This window comes from Streptomyces sp. NPDC006602 (assembly GCF_042870385.1).
Classification (GTDB): Bacteria; Actinomycetota; Actinomycetes; order Streptomycetales; family Streptomycetaceae; genus Streptomyces.
On the sequence record NZ_JBIAHG010000002.1, the window covers coordinates 221638 to 236968 of the forward strand.

The window sequence follows — 15331 nt, forward strand, 5'->3', positions numbered from 1 at the left end:
GCCTTCGTCCGCGCTTGACGCCCGGCTCGGCTACGGCAGCCGACGGGCCACGACCATCCGGACCCGCGGGCTGCCGTCCCGCCGGTGCCCGAACTCGGGCAGGGCGTGCAGGTCCACCTCGAATCCGGTCCGCTCCAACTCCCGCCGTACGTCCGACAACCGGAAGGCCCGGTAGTACATGACGAACGGCGGCCGCCACACGGCGTTGCGCACCCGCATCACCGCGTCGAAGCCCAGCAGCATCCAGTAGGCACGGGATGCGGGGCGCGGTGGGGCGAGGACGGGGAAGGCGAAGCGCCCGCCGGGGCGCAGTACGCCGTGAACCTGGGCGAACAGGCCCGGCAGTTCGCGCGGCAGGAAGTGCCCGAACGCCCCGAAGCTCACGACGAGATCGAAGGCGGGGCCGAACGGCAGTGCGCGGGCGTCCGCGCGCACCCAGGAGACGTGCGGGCCGGCGGGCCTGGTGCGCTGGCGTGCCACGTCGAGCATGCCCGCGCTGAAGTCGACCCCCGTGACGCTCTCCCGGCACACCTGCGCCAGCACGGGTACGCCGGCGCCGGTCCCGCAGCACAGATCGAGCCCGGCGTCGAACGGACCCGTGCGCCGGAGCGCCGAGGCGACCGCGTCCAGCACCGAGTCGGGCGTGCGGAACGGCGTGTGGTCGAACTTCGGGGCGAGCAGGTCGTAGCCGCGTTCGACGGACGACAGCGCCTGGACGGCGAGTTCGCGGAGACTGGGGCCTTCGGGGCTGAACATCCGGGTCAGCTTAGTTCCAACCAGGCGACGGAGGCGCGGCCCGGATGGGTGGCCACGCCTTCGCCCGGTCTGTCGGTCTGCCGTCCCACGAGTCGTCCTAGGTCGACGCCGAGATCAGGTGTGCGGCAGGGGCTGCTCGGTCCAGATGATCTTGGCGTTCGGGGTGTAGCGGGTCCCCCAGCGTTCGGTCAGCTGGGCGACGAGGAAGAGGCCGCGGCCGCCCTCGTCCTCGGTGCGGGCGCGGCGCAGCCGGGGCGAGGTGCTGCTGCCGTCGGAGACCTCGCAGATCAGCGCACGGTCGCGGAGCAGGCGGAGCTGGACCGGGCCGGCGGCGTGGCGGATGGCGTTGGTGACCAGTTCGCTGGCGACGAGTTCGGTGGTGAAGGCCAGCTCGTCCAGGCCCCAGGAGGCCAGCTGCTCGGTGACCAGCGCGCGGCAGCGGGAGACGACCGCCGGATCGCTGGGCAGGTCCCACTGGGCGACCCGCTCTGGTCCCAGGGCGTGCGTACGGGCGACGAGGAGCGCCACGTCGTCGCTGGGCCGCTCCGGCAGCAGGGCGTCGAGGACCGCCTCACAGGTGTCCTCGGGGGCCCGGCCGGCGTGGGCGAGGACGGTCCGCAACTGGTCGAGGCCGGCGTCGATGTCCCGGTGCCGGTCCTCGATCAAGCCGTCGGTGTAGAGGACGAGTTGGCTGCCTTCGGCCAGCTCCAGTTCGACGGTCTCGAAGGGCATCCCGCCGAGTCCGAGCGGCGGTGCCGAGGGCAGGTCGACGAACTCGACCGTGCCGTCGGGTGCGACGACCGCGGGAAAGGGGTGCCCGGCGCGGGTGAGGGTGCAGCGCCGGGACACCGGGTCGTAGACGGCGTACAGACAGGTGGCTCCGACGATTCCGCAGTCGGCCTGGCTGTTGTCCACCGCCCACCCCTCCCCCCGGTCGAGGCGCCCGACCAGGTCGTCGAGGTGGGTGAGGAGGTCGTCGGGCGGCAGGTCCAGGGAACAGAAGTTGTGTACGGCGGTCCGCAGCCGTCCCATGGTGGCGGCGGCGTGCAGTCCGTGGCCGACGACGTCGCCGACGACGAGGGCGACCCGGGCGCCGGAGAGCGGGATGACGTCGAACCAGTCGCCGCCCACCCCGGCCTGCGCGGGCAGGTAGCGGTAGGCGACGTCGACGGCGCTCTGCTCGGGCCGGCCCCGGGGCAGCAGGCTGCGCTGCAGGGCGAGGGCCGTGTTGTGTTCGCGGGTGTAGCGGCGGGCGTTGTCGATGCAGATCGCCGCGCGGCCGGCCAGTTCCTGGGCCAGGGACAGGTCGTCCTCCTCGAAGGGGGCGGGCTTGTCGGAGCGGTAGAAGCTGACCACGCCGAGGGTCGCGCCGCGCGCCCGCAGCGGCACGGTGATCAGGGAGTGGATGCCGGCCGCGAGGACACGCTCGAGCCGTGCACGGTCCTGGGCGAGCCAGCCCTCGGCCTCGAGGAGCACGGGCTCGAGTACGGACTGTCTGCTCTCCAGGCTGCGGGCCTGCGGCGTGGACGGGACGTAGTGGACGGGGTCGCCGACGCCGTAAAGATGGGGCATCCCGTGGACGGAGCCCAGCGCGACCCGGCGCAACGGTGTCCCCGCTCCTCCGAGCGGGCCCGGCTCCTCGCCCTGCAGCACCGCGTCCGGGAGGTCCACGGCGGCGACGTCGGCGAACCGGGGGACGGCCACCTCCGTCAGTTCCTCGGCCGTGCGGGTGACGTCCAGGGTGGTGCCGATGCGGACCCCGGCGTCGTGCAGCAATTCCAGACGCCTGCGGGCCAGGAGTGCGAGCCGGCCGACCCCCAGTTCGCCGACGAGCAGCAGACGGTCGTCGGCGCCGCTGCCGTCGTCTCCACCGGATCCGTCCCGGGTCGGCGGGCGCTCGCCGGTACCTGTGGGAGACAGGGGTGGCGCGGACCGGATGGTCACGGTGGGTCCGGCGACCGGCTTGGCGGACACGGCGGGCGTGGTGGGCAGGAGTGTGGCGGACGAGGCGCCCTTGCCGGTCGGCGCCGTCCCGGGTGCCGGTCCGGTGCCCTTGCCGGCCGATGCATCCACAAGGGCCCGAGCGGCCGTCGGCGCCGCTTCCGGCGGCGCGTCCGTCACGTTCTCGGCGAGAAGCGGTTCGCCCCCGGTCGCTCCGGTCACGGCCGGCCCCGTCGAGGTCGCTCCCGCGGCCGGTCCCACCGCGGTCGATCCCACCACGGTCGATCCGGCCTGGCGCAGTCGCGACCCGCCGAGGACCCGGGCCTCGACGACCACGCCCGTCTCGCCCGCAGCGCCCATGACCGAGCGGCGCAGCAGGGTGGCGACGCGGCCGCCGGACAGGACGACCTCGTCAAGGGTGCGCTGGGGGGAGGCGAGGAGTTCCTCGGCCTTCTCCCGCAGCACGGCCAGGTCGATGCGGCCGAGGCCGCGGTTGCCGTCTCCCTGGTCGGGCGCCGCGAGTCGGGGCTGGCGCGGCCACCCGCCGACATCGGGGCCCGCTCGCCGGTACGCGGCGAGCAGGGCACGTTCGCGCTGCGTGGACTGCTCCAGCAACCGTGCCTCGATGCTGTGGGCGGCCTCGCGGACCAGCCGCAGCATGGCGGGGTCGCCGTCGTCGCGCAGGCAGGTCAGGTCGAGGACGGCCTCGATGCGCCCGCTGAAGGGATCGCGGACGGGCGCGCCCGCGCAGGCGAAGGGCTGGAGGCAGTCGGCGAAGTGCTCGCGGCCGATGACGTAGACGGGGCTGCGCTCGGCAAGCGCGGTGCCGACGCCGTTGGTGCCGACGATCCGCTCGGAGGCGTCGAAACCGGGGGCGAAGCGCACCTCGTCGAGGCGGTCGCGCAACTGCCGGTCACCGCCGAGCCGCTCGACCATACGGCCCCGGGCGTCGCAGAGCGCGATGGTGATGCCGGGCTCGGTGAGTGACGCGCTCAGGTCCTTCAGGACGGGGTGGGCGGCGCGCAGGAACCGGTCCTCCAGCGTCAGGTCAGGCGCGTAGGGGACCAGCAGCTGGTGCGGCTGAAGCCCCGCCGACCTGCATCGCTTCCAGGAGTCGAGCACCGAGTCCCGGACCGCGGAGTCGACGAGCGCACCCGCCAGAAAACGTTCGTGGGCATCGACGAGCCCGCCGATGTCGTCCCAGGCGACGGACAAGGGGATCACTTCCCTCACCCGGAGACGTGCCGGGTCGCGCACCGCTGTTCGACACGCCGCCCGTCGACGTACTCCAAGCGACTTCACCCTAGCCCGTCTGTGACCCCTATCACAACGCCGGTCAGCAGCCCGGACGGCGCACCCTCGGGCCTCGGTGTGAGCTGCTGTCACCCCACCGACGAGCCGCCCCGACGCCGATCGAGACTCCGCGAGCCGCCGCTCGGCGTCGTTCTCCACCAGCTCCAGTGCCCGCTCAGCACGAACCGCTCCAGCTCGGCGTACGGCCCGGGGATGTCGGCCTCCTGAGCCGCGGGAGCGGTGGTGTGGCAGGCGGCGACGGCGGCCTGGATCTGGTACGGGCCGGAGCGGCCGCGCCGCAGGGCGATCTCGAGCAGGGCGGCGCCCTCTTCGGCCTCCGCCCCAGAAGGTGAAGATCAGCCGCAGTCGAAGAGCTTCCTGCGCCCCACCGACGAACAGGACCCCGCGGAATCGACATGCCGGTCGCACGAGTCGTACGAGAAGAGGCCGGGGCACGACCCCGGCGGAGGGCCGTCGGGCCTCGCATGGATGGCATTCCGGGACCGTCCACGGTTGGATGCCGTCATGACGACCGACGAGCACGCTCGGCTGATGCGGGCCAACCAGGCGAACTGGGACGCCCGCACGCCCGTTCACCTCGCCAGCCGGTTCTACGGACTCGACCAGGACCTGGACCCCGAGCGCTGGTTCGCCGCCTTCGAGTGGGACGACCTCGGCGAGCTCGCCGGCCGCGACGTGCTGCACCTGCAGTGCCACCTCGGCACCGAGACGCTCGCCTTCGCCCGGCGCGGGGCCCGGGCCGTCGGCCTCGACTTCTCCGAGGCGTCCGTGGCGGCGGCGAACGCCATCGCCGCGAAGGCCGGCCTCGACGTCGGTTACGTGTGCGCGAACGTGTACGGCGCCGTCGAGGCCCTGAATGGACGGCAGTTCGACGTCGTCTACACCGGCAAGGGCGCCCTGTGCTACCTGCCCGACCTGGAGCGCTGGGCGGATGTCGTGGCCCAACTCCTGTGCCCGGGCGGCCGGTTGTACATCGTCGAGTTCCACCCTCTGCTCAACTCGCTGGGCCCCAAGCCGGCTCCCGGCGAGGGACCCGAGCTGCTGCTGCGCCACGACTACCTGGGCGGCGAGGGCCCCGTCCACCGGGACGCCACCCACACGTACACCGACGGGCCGCCTGTCGAGGGCGCCACCGACAGCTACGAGTGGATGCACGGAATAGGAGAGGTCATCGGCGCGTTGACGGGAGCGGGACTGAGCGTCCGGCTACTGAGGGAGAGCGACGAGCTGCCCTGGCAGCGCTGGCAGCGGATGGTGCGTACACCGTCCGGCTGGTGGCGCCTTCCCGAACCGCGCATTCCTCTCCTGTACGGCCTGCTGGCCGACCGCTGAGTCAGGTATCGCAGACCTGACCGCGCACCGCGTGGTACATTAGGGCTAGCACTTGTGTACGCCCCGTTCCGGGCGCCGGTGCTTCCTCTTCAACCAGCCTGATCCGCCCCCGTTTTCACGGTCGGCGTGCACGGCTTCCCAGCATCACCTCGTCGAGGCCTTCGTCTGCCGTACCCGAGGTGCTGTCCCCGCCGCCGAGGCGTGTTCTTCGCTCCGCCTCCCCTCGCGGCTTCTCCCCCTCCCTTGTTCCGCATTCCACATGCGCTTCCGTCCGTGAAAGGACCACCCATCATGACCACCACACTCGAACACCCTCCTGTCCAGCAGCAGGCCCCGGCCCGGGTCGCCACCGGCGTTCTCGACATCGACGCGAACGGGAAGGGGCATCTGCGCCCCCTGGACCTCCTGCCCTCCCCCAACGACCTCCAAGTCCCTCCCCAGCTGATCCGCAAGTACGGCCTGCGCAAGGGCGACCTCGTCGACGGCGTACGCGGCACCCAGCGCGCCCTCACGGAGGTGGCCCGCATCAACGGGCGCACCGCCGAGGACGAGCGGGGCCGTCGCCACTTCCGCGACCTGACGCCGCTGCACCCGCAGGAGCGGCTGCGCCTCGAACACCCGGCGTCCGGGCTCACCGGACGCGTCACCGACCTGATCGCCCCGGTCGGCAAGGGGCAGCGCGGGCTGATCGTGGCACCGCCCAAGACCGGCAAGACCGTCCTGCTCCAGCAGATCGCGGCCGCCGTCGCCGGCAACCACCCCGAGGCCCACCTGATGGTCGTGCTGCTCGACGAACGCCCCGAGGAGGTCACCGACATGCGGCGCTCCGTGCGCGGCGAGGTGTACGCCTCGACGTTCGACAAGGCGCCCAGGCAGCACATCGCCCTCGCCGAACTCGTCATCGAGCGCGCCAAGCGGCTCGTCGAGGCGGGCGAGGACGTCGTCATCCTGCTCGACTCCCTGACCCGGCTGTGCCGGGCCCACAACAACGCGGCCGCCGCCGGTGGCCGCACCCTCAGTGGCGGCGTCGACGCGACCGCGCTGATCGGTCCCAAGCGGTTCTTCGGCGCCGCCCGCCTGGCCGAGGAGGGCGGCTCGCTCACCATCCTCGCCACCGCCCTGGTGGAGACCGGCTCCCGCGCCGACGACTTCTACTTCGAGGAGCTCAAGAGCACCGGCAACATGGAGCTGCGCCTGAGCCGCGACCTGGCGGGTCGTCGCGTCTTCCCGGCCGTCGAGATCAACCCCTCCGGCACCCGCCGCGAGGAACTCCTCCTGCCCCCGGCCGAGTTGACCGCCGTGCGCGGCCTGCGCCGCGCCCTCCAGACCCGCGACGGCCAGCCCAGCCTGGAAACCCTGCTGGAGCGGATGCGTGAAACCCCGGACAACGCGACCTTCCTCCGCAGGATCCAGCCGACGCTGCCCACCGGCTGACGACCCCTCCGATCGCCTTCCGGCATGTGGCATCCGGGTGTTCGCGGCCCGCTCTCGGACCGGGCAGCGCTGTGTGGGGCCGGTCCGTTCCTACGTTTGCGGCATGACGATCGGATTGACTTCCCGGGCTGTTGTGTCAACCTTCGCGATCTGCGCGGCGGGCCTGCTCGCGCTCGCGCCCGCCTCCGTGGCGGCCCATACCGGGGCGGACCCCGGTACGCCCGGTGGGCCACGGGTGGCGGTACCCCAGCCCTCTCTGCTCTACCGGTCGGGCACGCAGGTCCGCCCACGGGCCGGGGCTCCCGAGCCGCCGGACGTCTCCGCGCTGTCGTGGCTGGTGGCGGATGCCCGCAGCGGTGAGGTGCTCGCCGCGCACAACGCACACCGGAAACTGCCGCCGGCCAGCACGCTCAAGACCCTGTTCGCACTCACCGTGCTGCCGGTCCTGCCCGGCGGCATCCGCCACCAGGTCCGGGAGGAGGAGCTGACCGGCATCGGCGACGGCAGCAGCCGGGTCGGGGTCGCCGAGGGGCGTACGTACCAGGTCGCCGACCTGTGGCGCGGGGTGTTCCTCAACTCCGGCAACGACGCCGTGCACGTGCTGGCCGAGTTGAGCGGCGGCTGGCGCTCCGCGGCCGCGCGCATGCAGGCCAAGGCCCGCTCCCTCGGGGCCCGCGACACGCGCGTGCTGTCGCCGGACGGCTATGACATGCCGGGCCAGGTGTCGTCGGCGTACGACCTCGCCGTGTTCGGCCGGGCGGGGCTGCGCAACGCGGACTTCGCGCGGTACTGCGGCACGGTCCAGGCCAGGTTCCCGGGCGGTGGCGGATGGTCGTACCCGATCCGCAACACCAACCGGCTGCTGTCGGGCGAGGACGGTGTGGAGCCGTATCCGGGCCTGATCGGCATCAAGAACGGCTACACCAGCAAGGCGGGCAACACGCTCGTGGCCGCCGCCCGCCGGGGCGGGCGCACTGTCGTCGTGACGGTGATGAATCCTCAGGCGGGAGGCCGTTTCGCCGTGTACGAGGAGGCCCGTGAGCTGCTCGACTGGGGGTTCGACGCCGACGGGCGGGTCGCTCCGGTGGGCTCCTTGGACGCGCTGCGGGCCCGGCCGCAGGCGAGGCCGTCGGCGTTGCCCGCGGCCGTGGCGCCCGTGGCCGCGGGCAACGCCCCCTGGTCGGAGACGGGCGCGATCGCCGGCGCCGCCGGACTGGGTGCCGGTGCCGTGGCACTCGTGCTGCGGCTCAAAGGCGGGCGGACGGCGCCGAATTGACCCAGCGGCAGCCACAGCAGCAGACCGAGTGTGATCCAGGTGTACGTGTTGCTGCCGAGGAAACCGTCGATACCCGACGCGTCGTCAAGCCACAGCCACACCACGCTGGTACACATCACCGCGTACAGGGCGCCCGCTAGCCGCGGGCGCCCGGCGCGGACCAGTACGACGAAGGACGGCAGCAGCCAGACCAGGTGGTGCACCCATGTGATCGGGGTGACTAGGCAGGCGGTCAGGCCGGTGAGGGCGAACGCGGTCGTCCACTGCCCCGCGACCACCGCCCGGCGGGCGCGGACCGCCCACACGCACAGGACCAGCAACACCGCCACCCCCACACCACGCGGTCCGGTGCGCCCAGCCGGGCCAGGATCCCCTGGAGCGACTGGTTGGAGACATAGTCCAGGCGGCCCACCCGGGTCGTGTCCCACAGTGCGTCGGTCCAGTAGAAGCGTGAGGCTTCGGGCGCCACGCAGGCCGCGAACGCCGTCGCCGCGACGGTGACGGCCGTCGCGACGGCGGCCGCCCGCCAACGCCGGGCGAGCAACCCGCGCGCACCTGGAGGACGGCGACCGCGGCCAGCCCGAGCACGGCGGGCGCCTTGACCAGGGCGGCGAGCGTGACGAGCACGGCGCCCACTACCGGCCACCGGCCCAGCGCCGCCACCAGGCCGAGGCCCGGCAGGCCGAGCATGAGGGCGTCGTTGTGGGCCCCCGCGACCAGGTGCAGCAGGACGAGCGGATTCAGGGCGCCGAGCCAGAGCGCGGCGGCCGGATCGGCGCCGCTGTGCCGGGCCAGACGGGGCAGCGCGGCCGCCATCAGGCCGACGCCGCAAAGAGCCACGAGGCGCATGCCGAAGAGGCCGGCGGGAAGTTCGCCCCGGGTCAGCCCGGACAGCACGGCGGCGACGCCCAGGAAGACCGGGCCGTACGGCGCTCCGGTGTGCCGCCACAGCGGGGAGACCTCGTCCGCGAGAGGGCCGCCGAGCTGTGCGGGCCCGTGTGCGTAGACGTCGATGTGCGCGTCGACCATGGCGCCCTGCGCGAGGTAGCTGTACACGTCCCGGTTGAACGGCGGGGGCGCGAGCAGCAGCGGGGCGGCCCAGATCGCCAGGGCCACCAGCAGGGCGCGCGGGCTCGGCGGCTCGGCGCCCCCGATCAGCCGCCCCAGCAGAGCCCAGGCCGCTATCAGCAGGACGACGCCGAAGTACGCGCCGACCAGGCCGAGGGCGGCGTGGGCGGAGGACGGGGCGAGGAGCTCCCGGACCGGCAGGGCACCGGCACTCTCACCTCCCGCCGCGACGAACGCGGTTCCGGCCAGACCGAGCACCTGGCAGCGACGGAGACCGACGGGAAAAGCCATGGCCAACACTCGGGAAGATGGCCAACGCCGGATGGCCGGAAAACGATGCGGGACTCTCCTGGCGGAGGCCTGCGTGTGACCGGCGTGTGATCCCGGCGGAACCGATTCTCAGAACACGGACAGCCCGGTCAGCGTGGTGAAGCGTTCGAGGGCCGCCACCCCCGCCACCGAGTTGCCCCGCTCGTCCAGCCCCGGGCTCCACACGCACAGCGTGCAGCGCCCTGGTACGACCGCGATGATGCCGCCGCCCACTCCACTCTTGCCGGGCAGGCCCACACGGTAGGCGAATTCGCCTGCCGCGTCGTAGGTGCCGCAGGTCAGCATCACCGCGTTGACCTGTTTGGCCTGGCTCTGGGTGAGCAGGCGGCTGCCGTCGGACCGGATGCCGTGGCGGGTCAGGAAGGTGGTCGCGAGGGCCAGGTCGGCGCACGACGCCCTGAGGGAGCACTGGCGGAAATACTGGTCGAGGAGGACCGGCACGGCGTTGTCGATGTTGCCGTACGACGCCATGAAGTGGGCGAGGGCGGCGTTGCGGTCGCCGTGGGCGGCCTCGGAGGCGGCGACCTCCTTGTCGAAGTCCAGGGTGGGGTTGCCCGACTCGGAGCGGATGAAGGCCAGCAGCTCGCCGGCCGCGTCTCCGGTACGGGTGTGGAGGCGGTCGGTGACGACGAGGGCGCCGGCGTTGATGAACGGGTTGCGCGGGATGCCGTTCTCGTACTCCAGTTGGATGAGGGAGTTGAACGGGTTGCCGGAGGGCTCGCGGCCCACGTGCTCCCAGAGTTCGTCGCCCTCGCGGGCCAGGTCGAGCGCGAGGGTGAAGACCTTGGTGAGGGACTGCGTGGAGAACGGCTCGCGCCAGTCCCCCACCCCGTACACCGTGCCGTCCAGCTCGGCGACGGCCATGCCGAAGCTGCGCGGGTCGCAGAGCGCGAGCGCCGGGATGTAGTCGGCGGGCCGGCCACGGCCGGGGGTGCGGCCGATCTCGCCGGCGATGCGCTCCAGGACCGGCTGGAAGGTCATGGACGAAGTCATGATCGCTATTGTGCCTTCCAGGCCGGTCTTGGGGCGCGGGTGGTGCTCAGGCCAAAGGGGAGCCGGAGCCCGCGAGGACCTCCGGGCGTAGCAGGTCGGCGAGCGTCTCGGCGGGCAACAGGCCCCTTTCCAGGACGAGTTCGGCCACGCCGCGGCCGGTGGCGAGGGCTTCCTTGGCGATGTCGGTGGCGGCCGTGTAGCCGATGTGCGGGTTGAGGGCGGTGACCAGGCCGATGGAGTTCTCCACGGTCGCGCGCAGTGCCTCGGTGTTGGCGGTGATGCCGTCGACGCAGCGTTCGGCGAGGGTGAGGCAGGCGGCGGTCAGGTGGGTGATGGATTCCGAGAGGGAGTGCAGGATGATCGGCTCGAAGGCGTTGAGCTGGAGCTGTCCGGCCTCGGCGGCCATGGTGATGGTGACGTCGTTGCCGATCACCTCGAAGGCGACCTGGTTGACGACCTCGGGGATGACCGGGTTGACCTTGCCGGGCATGATGGACGAACCGGCCTGCACCGGCGGCAGGTTGATCTCACCCAGACCCGCGCGCGGCCCCGACGACAGCAGCCGCAGGTCGTTACAGCTCTTGGACAGCTTGACGGCGATCCGCTTGAGCACGCCGGACATCTGGACGAACGCCCCGCAGTCCTGGGTGGCCTCCACCAGGTTGGCGGCGGTGACCAGCGGCAGCCCGGTGATCTGGGAGAGGTGGCGGCGGGCCGACTCGGCATATCCGGCCGGGGCGTTGAGGCCGGTGCCGATGGCCGTGGCGCCCAGGTTGATCTCATGGATCAACTCGACGGCCTCGGCAAGACGGGACCGGTCCTCGTCAATCATGACCGCATACGCCGAGAACTCCTGACCGAGCGTCATCGGCACCGCGTCCTGCAACTGTGTACGGCCCATCTTGAGCACGTTGCGGAACTCGACGGCCTTGCCCGCGAAGGCGTCCTGCAGTACAGACATCGCCTCGAGCAGTCCACGCACCGCGAACACCGTCGCGATCTTGACGGCGGTCGGGTAGACGTCATTGGTGGACTGGCCCAGGTTGACGTCCTCATTCGGGTGCAGATGCCGGTACTCGCCCCTGGCGTGGCCGAGCAGCTCCAACGCCCGGTTGGCGATCACCTCGTTGGCGTTCATGTTCGTCGAGGTGCCCGCGCCGCCCTGGATGACGTCGACCACGAACTGGTCATGCAGCTTGCCCTCGCGGATCTCCCGGCAGGCCTCGACGATCGCGGCGGCCTTCCCTGGCTCCAGCAGCCCGAGCTCCTCGTTGGCCAGGGCGGCGGCCTCCTTGACCGCGGCGAGGGCCTCGATCAGGTGCGGGTAGGCGGAGATCGGCGTCCCGGTGATGGGGAAGTTCTCGGTGGCGCGCAGGGTGTGGACGCCCCAGTACGCGTCGGCGGGGACGTCACGGTCGCCGAGGAGGTCGTGCTCGGTGCGGGTGATGGCGGACATGAGGGTGCAAGTCCCCTTTCAGAGGGCGGGAGAGACGGGGCGGGCAGAGTCGGGCGAGGGCGAACGCCCCGGCGATACGTGGGCAGTCACAGCGATACGACGCCGGCACGCCCGGCACACCTGGGGGCGCGGGGCTGTGACATTTTGCGGCTCCGCCGCGTGGGCGCGCTCAGCCACAGCATCGCCGCAGCCGGTCGAACACAGCACCCCCACATCGCTCAGCCGGCCTGCCGTCAGGCACAGGCCGACAACGTGACCGGGTCGAGGGCCCGTACCGGGCGTACGCAGCCGACCGGTTCGCCGCCGCCGAGCAGCGGCTCCCCTGCAAACTCAGCGAGCGCCAGAGGGTCGACACCCGCCCGGGCAAGCGCCGCCGCGGCGACGGGCACGCGCGCGCGGTTCGCCCCGTCCGCGATCTTCACGGCAACCGCGCGGCCATCCGGGAGGGCCGCGACCTGGACGCCCTCGAACCCGTCCTTGGCGAGCAGCCCCGGCACGGCCCGCATCTGCGTGGCGACGTCCCGGCCGGAGCCGGACGCCATCTCGGCGTGCTCGCGCATCGCGTCGGCGACGCGCGCCTCAGGGGTGCCGGGCGCGCCGGTGGTGACGCGGGCGACGGCCCGGGCGAGGCCGTGCAGGGAGACGGAGAACAGGGGTGCGCCGCAGCCGTCGACGGTCACCTGGGCGATGCGCTGCCCGGTGAGGTCCTCGACGATCTCGGCGATCGCCTGCTGGAGCGGGTGCCCGGGGTCGAGGTAGTCGTCCAGGGACCAGCCGTTGAGCCTGCTCACGTACAGCATGGCCGCGTGCTTGCCGGAGCAGTTCTGGGCGAGCCGGGAGGGCATCCTGCCGTCCCGGATCCAGTCGTCCCGGACGACCTGGTCGAAGGGCAGGTCGGGGACGTTGCGCAGGTGGTCCTCCGTGAGCCCGGCGATCTCGAGGATCCGCCGGGCGCCGGCGAGGTGGCGTTCCTCGCCGGAGTGGCTGGCGGCGGCGAGCGAGAGCAACTCGCCGTCGAGCGGGAGCCCCGCCCGGACCATGGCGACGGCCTGGACGGGCTTGAGGGCCGAGCGGGGATAGAAGGCGGCCTCGATGTCGCCGAGCTGGAAGTCGACCTGGCCGTCGGCGTCGAGGACGACGACGGAGCCGTAGTGGATGCCTTCCACGACCCCGCCGCGTATGAGGTGGGCGACGGGGGCGTGGAGGGGCTCACGGATCAGGGGTGCGTCCGCGACGGAGCTGTTGTACATCACTGCCTGGGTGTGGTCGGCCGGCGCGTGGATCACGCGTCGGCTCCGGTGGTGGACTTGCGCGCGGTACGGCCGCGGACGGCGAACCATCCGGCGACCAGCGCCCCGACGATCAGCGGGAGGCACAGCACGGTGGTGCGGCCGGCGCCGCCGTCGGCGTACATGAGGACCAGGACGGTGGCGAGGAAGGCCAGCGTCACGAGTTCGGTCCAGGGAGAGCCCGGCAAGCGGTAACCGGGGCGGGACAGTTCGCCCTTCTGGGTCTTCTGCCAGAACATCAGGTGGCAGACCATGATCATGCCCCAGGTGGAGAGGATCCCGATCGCGGCGAAGTTGAGCACGATCTCGAACGCGTCGGCGGGGACGACGAAGTTGAGGCCGACGCCGAGGACGCAGATGCCGCTGGTGAGCAGGATGCCGCCGTAGGGGACCTGGCTGCGGCTCATCACGCCCGTGAACCTGGGGGCGGAGCCGGACATCGCCATGGAGCGCAGGATGCGGCCGGTGGAGTACAGGCCGGAGTTGAGCGAGGACATGGCCGCGGTGAGGACGACGAGGTTCATCACGCCGCCGGCCGCCGGGATGCCGATGTTGGACAGCACGGTCACGAAGGGGCTCTCGCCGGCGGTGTACTTGTTCCACGGCAGCAGCATCGACAGCAGGACGACCGAACCGACGTAGAACAGACCGACCCGCCACATGATCGAGTTGATCGCCTTCGGCATGATCTTCTCGGGGTTCTCGGTCTCGCCCGCCGCGACACCGACCAGTTCGACGGAGGCGTAGGCGAAGACGACGCCCTGGATGATCAGCAGCATGGGCAGCAGGCCGTGGGGGAAGACGCCGCCGTTGTCGGTGATCAGGGACGGGCCCGGGTCGTGCCCGTCGACCGGGTGCTGGGTGACCAGCAGGAAGATGCCGATGAGCATGAAGGCGACGAGCGCGCCGACCTTGATAATCGCGAACCAGAACTCCAGTTCACCGAACATTCTCACGGATATGAGGTTCACGGTGAGGACGACGGCGAGCGCGATGAGCGCTATCACCCACTGCGGGATGTCGGAGAACATGCCCCAGTAGTGGGTGTAGACGGCCACGGCGGTGATGTCTGCGATGCCGGTGGTGGCCCAGTTGAGGAAGTACATCCAGCCCGCGACGTACGCGCCCTTCTCGCCGAGAAACTCACGGGCGTACGACACGAAGGCGCCGGACGAGGGCCGGTACAGGACGAGTTCGCCGAGCGCGCGGACGACCAGGAAGGCGAAGAGGCCGCAGACCGCGTAGGCGATGAACAGGGACGGGCCGGCGTCGGCCAGGCGGCCGCCGGCGCCGAGGAAGAGGCCGGTGCCGATGGCGCCGCCGATGGCGATCATGTTGACGTGCCGGGACTTCAGGGACTTGCTGTAGCCGGCGTCTCCGGCGTCGACGTGCGCGGTCTTTTTGCGGGTCGCCTCTTGGAGGTGCTGCTCGCTCACGCCTCGGGTCCGCCTTCCATGGGGGTGTCCGCGCCCTGCGGGCGCACGATGTCGGTGAGGGTCGTCTCGACGCGGTCGAGGTGGTGGGCCATGGCCTCCTCCGCGTCGGTCTCGCAGCCGTCGATCAGCGCCTCGACGATCGCGCGGTGCTCGCGGTTGGACTGCTCGCGTCGGCCGCCCAGCTCGTTGAGGAACGCCGACTGGCGGGCCAGCGCGTCGCGGATCTCCTCGATGACCCGGCGGAAGACCGGGTTCTGGGCGGCCTCGGCCACGCCGAGGTGGAACAGCGTGTCCATCGCGACCCACGCGGTGGTGTCGGTCTCCCGTTCCATCCGGTCCAGGAGGTGGGCCAGGTGGTCGAGGTTCTCCGCGGTGCGGCGCCGGGCCGCGTACCCGGCGACCGGGATCTCGACATGGCGGCGCACCTCCAGCAGGTCGCTGGCCGCGTAGTCGCCGAAGGTGGGGTCCTCGACGGCACTCGCGACCACGAAGGTGCCCTTGCCGGTCTTGGAGACCGTCAGTCCCATGGTCTGCAGGGCCCTGAGGGCCTCGCGCAGCACCGGGCGGGAGACCTCGAGGTTGCGGCACAGCTCCGCCTCGGAGGGGAGCTTGTCGCCGATCGCGTACTCGCCGCGCTCGATGGCGCCGCGCAGATGCCCGAGCACCGCTTCCATGGCGCTGACGCGCCGCGGGCCCTGACTGGCTG

The 15331-nt window shown here is 71.9% G+C and carries 11 protein-coding genes and 1 pseudogene; 4 read left to right on the forward strand and 8 right to left on the reverse strand.

The window, feature by feature from the left end; translation table 11 throughout:
- Positions 1-30: 30 nt before the first annotated feature.
- Positions 31-756, reverse strand: a complete 726-nt coding sequence (locus ACFYO2_RS05730; protein ID WP_388344534.1) for a class I SAM-dependent methyltransferase — start codon at positions 754-756, stop codon at positions 31-33.
- A 114-nt stretch (positions 757-870) separates the two neighbouring features.
- Entirely contained in the window at positions 871-3921 is a 3051-nt protein-coding gene (locus tag ACFYO2_RS05735; RefSeq protein WP_388344537.1) for a SpoIIE family protein phosphatase, read from the reverse strand.
- Between the two features lie 236 nt (positions 3922-4157).
- Between ACFYO2_RS05735 and ACFYO2_RS05740 the strand changes: the two genes are divergently transcribed.
- The 4 genes from ACFYO2_RS05740 to ACFYO2_RS05755 all read left to right on the forward strand — a co-directional run bounded on the left by ACFYO2_RS05740 (position 4158) and on the right by ACFYO2_RS05755 (position 8053).
- On the forward strand, positions 4158-4343 hold the full coding sequence (locus tag ACFYO2_RS05740) for a hypothetical protein (RefSeq protein WP_388344539.1): 186 nt from the start codon (positions 4158-4160) through the stop codon (positions 4341-4343).
- Between the two features lie 172 nt (positions 4344-4515).
- On the forward strand, positions 4516-5343 hold the full coding sequence (locus tag ACFYO2_RS05745; protein WP_388344541.1) for a class I SAM-dependent methyltransferase: 828 nt from the start codon (positions 4516-4518) through the stop codon (positions 5341-5343).
- 291 nt (positions 5344-5634) lie between these two features.
- A complete protein-coding gene (rho, locus tag ACFYO2_RS05750; RefSeq protein WP_388344543.1) occupies positions 5635-6777 on the forward strand; it encodes a transcription termination factor Rho in 1143 nt (380 codons plus the stop codon).
- 103 nt (positions 6778-6880) lie between these two features.
- Positions 6881-8053 carry a D-alanyl-D-alanine carboxypeptidase family protein gene (locus ACFYO2_RS05755; protein WP_388344546.1) on the forward strand — a complete coding sequence of 391 codons (1173 nt, stop codon included), beginning with the start codon at positions 6881-6883 and terminating at the stop codon, positions 8051-8053.
- A 232-nt stretch (positions 8054-8285) separates the two neighbouring features.
- Here the strand turns inward: ACFYO2_RS05755 and mptB are convergent.
- The 6 genes and pseudogenes from mptB to ACFYO2_RS05785 all read right to left on the reverse strand — a co-directional run bounded on the left by mptB (position 8286) and on the right by ACFYO2_RS05785 (position 15299).
- Positions 8286-9412 (reverse strand): annotated as a pseudogene (mptB, locus tag ACFYO2_RS05760) (polyprenol phosphomannose-dependent alpha 1,6 mannosyltransferase MptB).
- 108 nt (positions 9413-9520) lie between these two features.
- Positions 9521-10444 carry a glutaminase gene (locus ACFYO2_RS05765; RefSeq protein ID WP_388344549.1) on the reverse strand — a complete coding sequence of 308 codons (924 nt, stop codon included), beginning with the start codon at positions 10442-10444 and terminating at the stop codon, positions 9521-9523.
- 46 nt (positions 10445-10490) lie between these two features.
- Positions 10491-11900, reverse strand: coding sequence for an aspartate ammonia-lyase (aspA, locus tag ACFYO2_RS05770; protein ID WP_388344551.1), 1410 nt, complete (start codon positions 11898-11900; stop codon positions 10491-10493).
- A gap of 233 nt (positions 11901-12133) precedes the next feature.
- Complete coding sequence (locus ACFYO2_RS05775) at positions 12134-13150, reverse strand: asparaginase (protein WP_388346048.1); 1017 nt, start codon at positions 13148-13150, stop codon at positions 12134-12136.
- Positions 13151-13182: 32 nt separating this feature from the next.
- Complete coding sequence (locus ACFYO2_RS05780) at positions 13183-14625, reverse strand: amino acid permease (RefSeq protein WP_388344554.1); 1443 nt, start codon at positions 14623-14625, stop codon at positions 13183-13185.
- Entirely contained in the window at positions 14622-15299 is a 678-nt protein-coding gene (locus tag ACFYO2_RS05785) for a FadR/GntR family transcriptional regulator (RefSeq protein WP_388346050.1), read from the reverse strand. The genes ACFYO2_RS05780 and ACFYO2_RS05785 overlap by 4 nt, the downstream gene beginning before the upstream one ends.
- Positions 15300-15331: the final 32 nt, after the last annotated feature.

Bases quoted from the DNA above. Each gene is read 5' to 3' on its own strand.
- ACFYO2_RS05730 (WP_388344534.1), bottom strand. From the start codon at position 756: ATGTTCAGCCCCGAAGGCCCCAGTCTCCGCGAACTCGCCGTCCAGGCG.
- ACFYO2_RS05745 (WP_388344541.1), top strand. From the start codon at position 4,516: ATGACGACCGACGAGCACGCTCGGCTGATGCGGGCCAACCAGGCGAAC.
- rho (WP_388344543.1), top strand. From the start codon at position 5,635: ATGACCACCACACTCGAACACCCTCCTGTCCAGCAGCAGGCCCCGGCC.
- ACFYO2_RS05755 (WP_388344546.1), top strand. From the start codon at position 6,881: ATGACGATCGGATTGACTTCCCGGGCTGTTGTGTCAACCTTCGCGATC.
- ACFYO2_RS05765 (WP_388344549.1), bottom strand. From the start codon at position 10,444: ATGACTTCGTCCATGACCTTCCAGCCGGTCCTGGAGCGCATCGCCGGC.
- aspA (WP_388344551.1), bottom strand. From the start codon at position 11,900: ATGTCCGCCATCACCCGCACCGAGCACGACCTCCTCGGCGACCGTGAC.
- ACFYO2_RS05775 (WP_388346048.1), bottom strand. From the start codon at position 13,150: ATGTACAACAGCTCCGTCGCGGACGCACCCCTGATCCGTGAGCCCCTC.
- ACFYO2_RS05785 (WP_388346050.1), bottom strand. From the start codon at position 15,299: ATGGAAGCGGTGCTCGGGCATCTGCGCGGCGCCATCGAGCGCGGCGAG.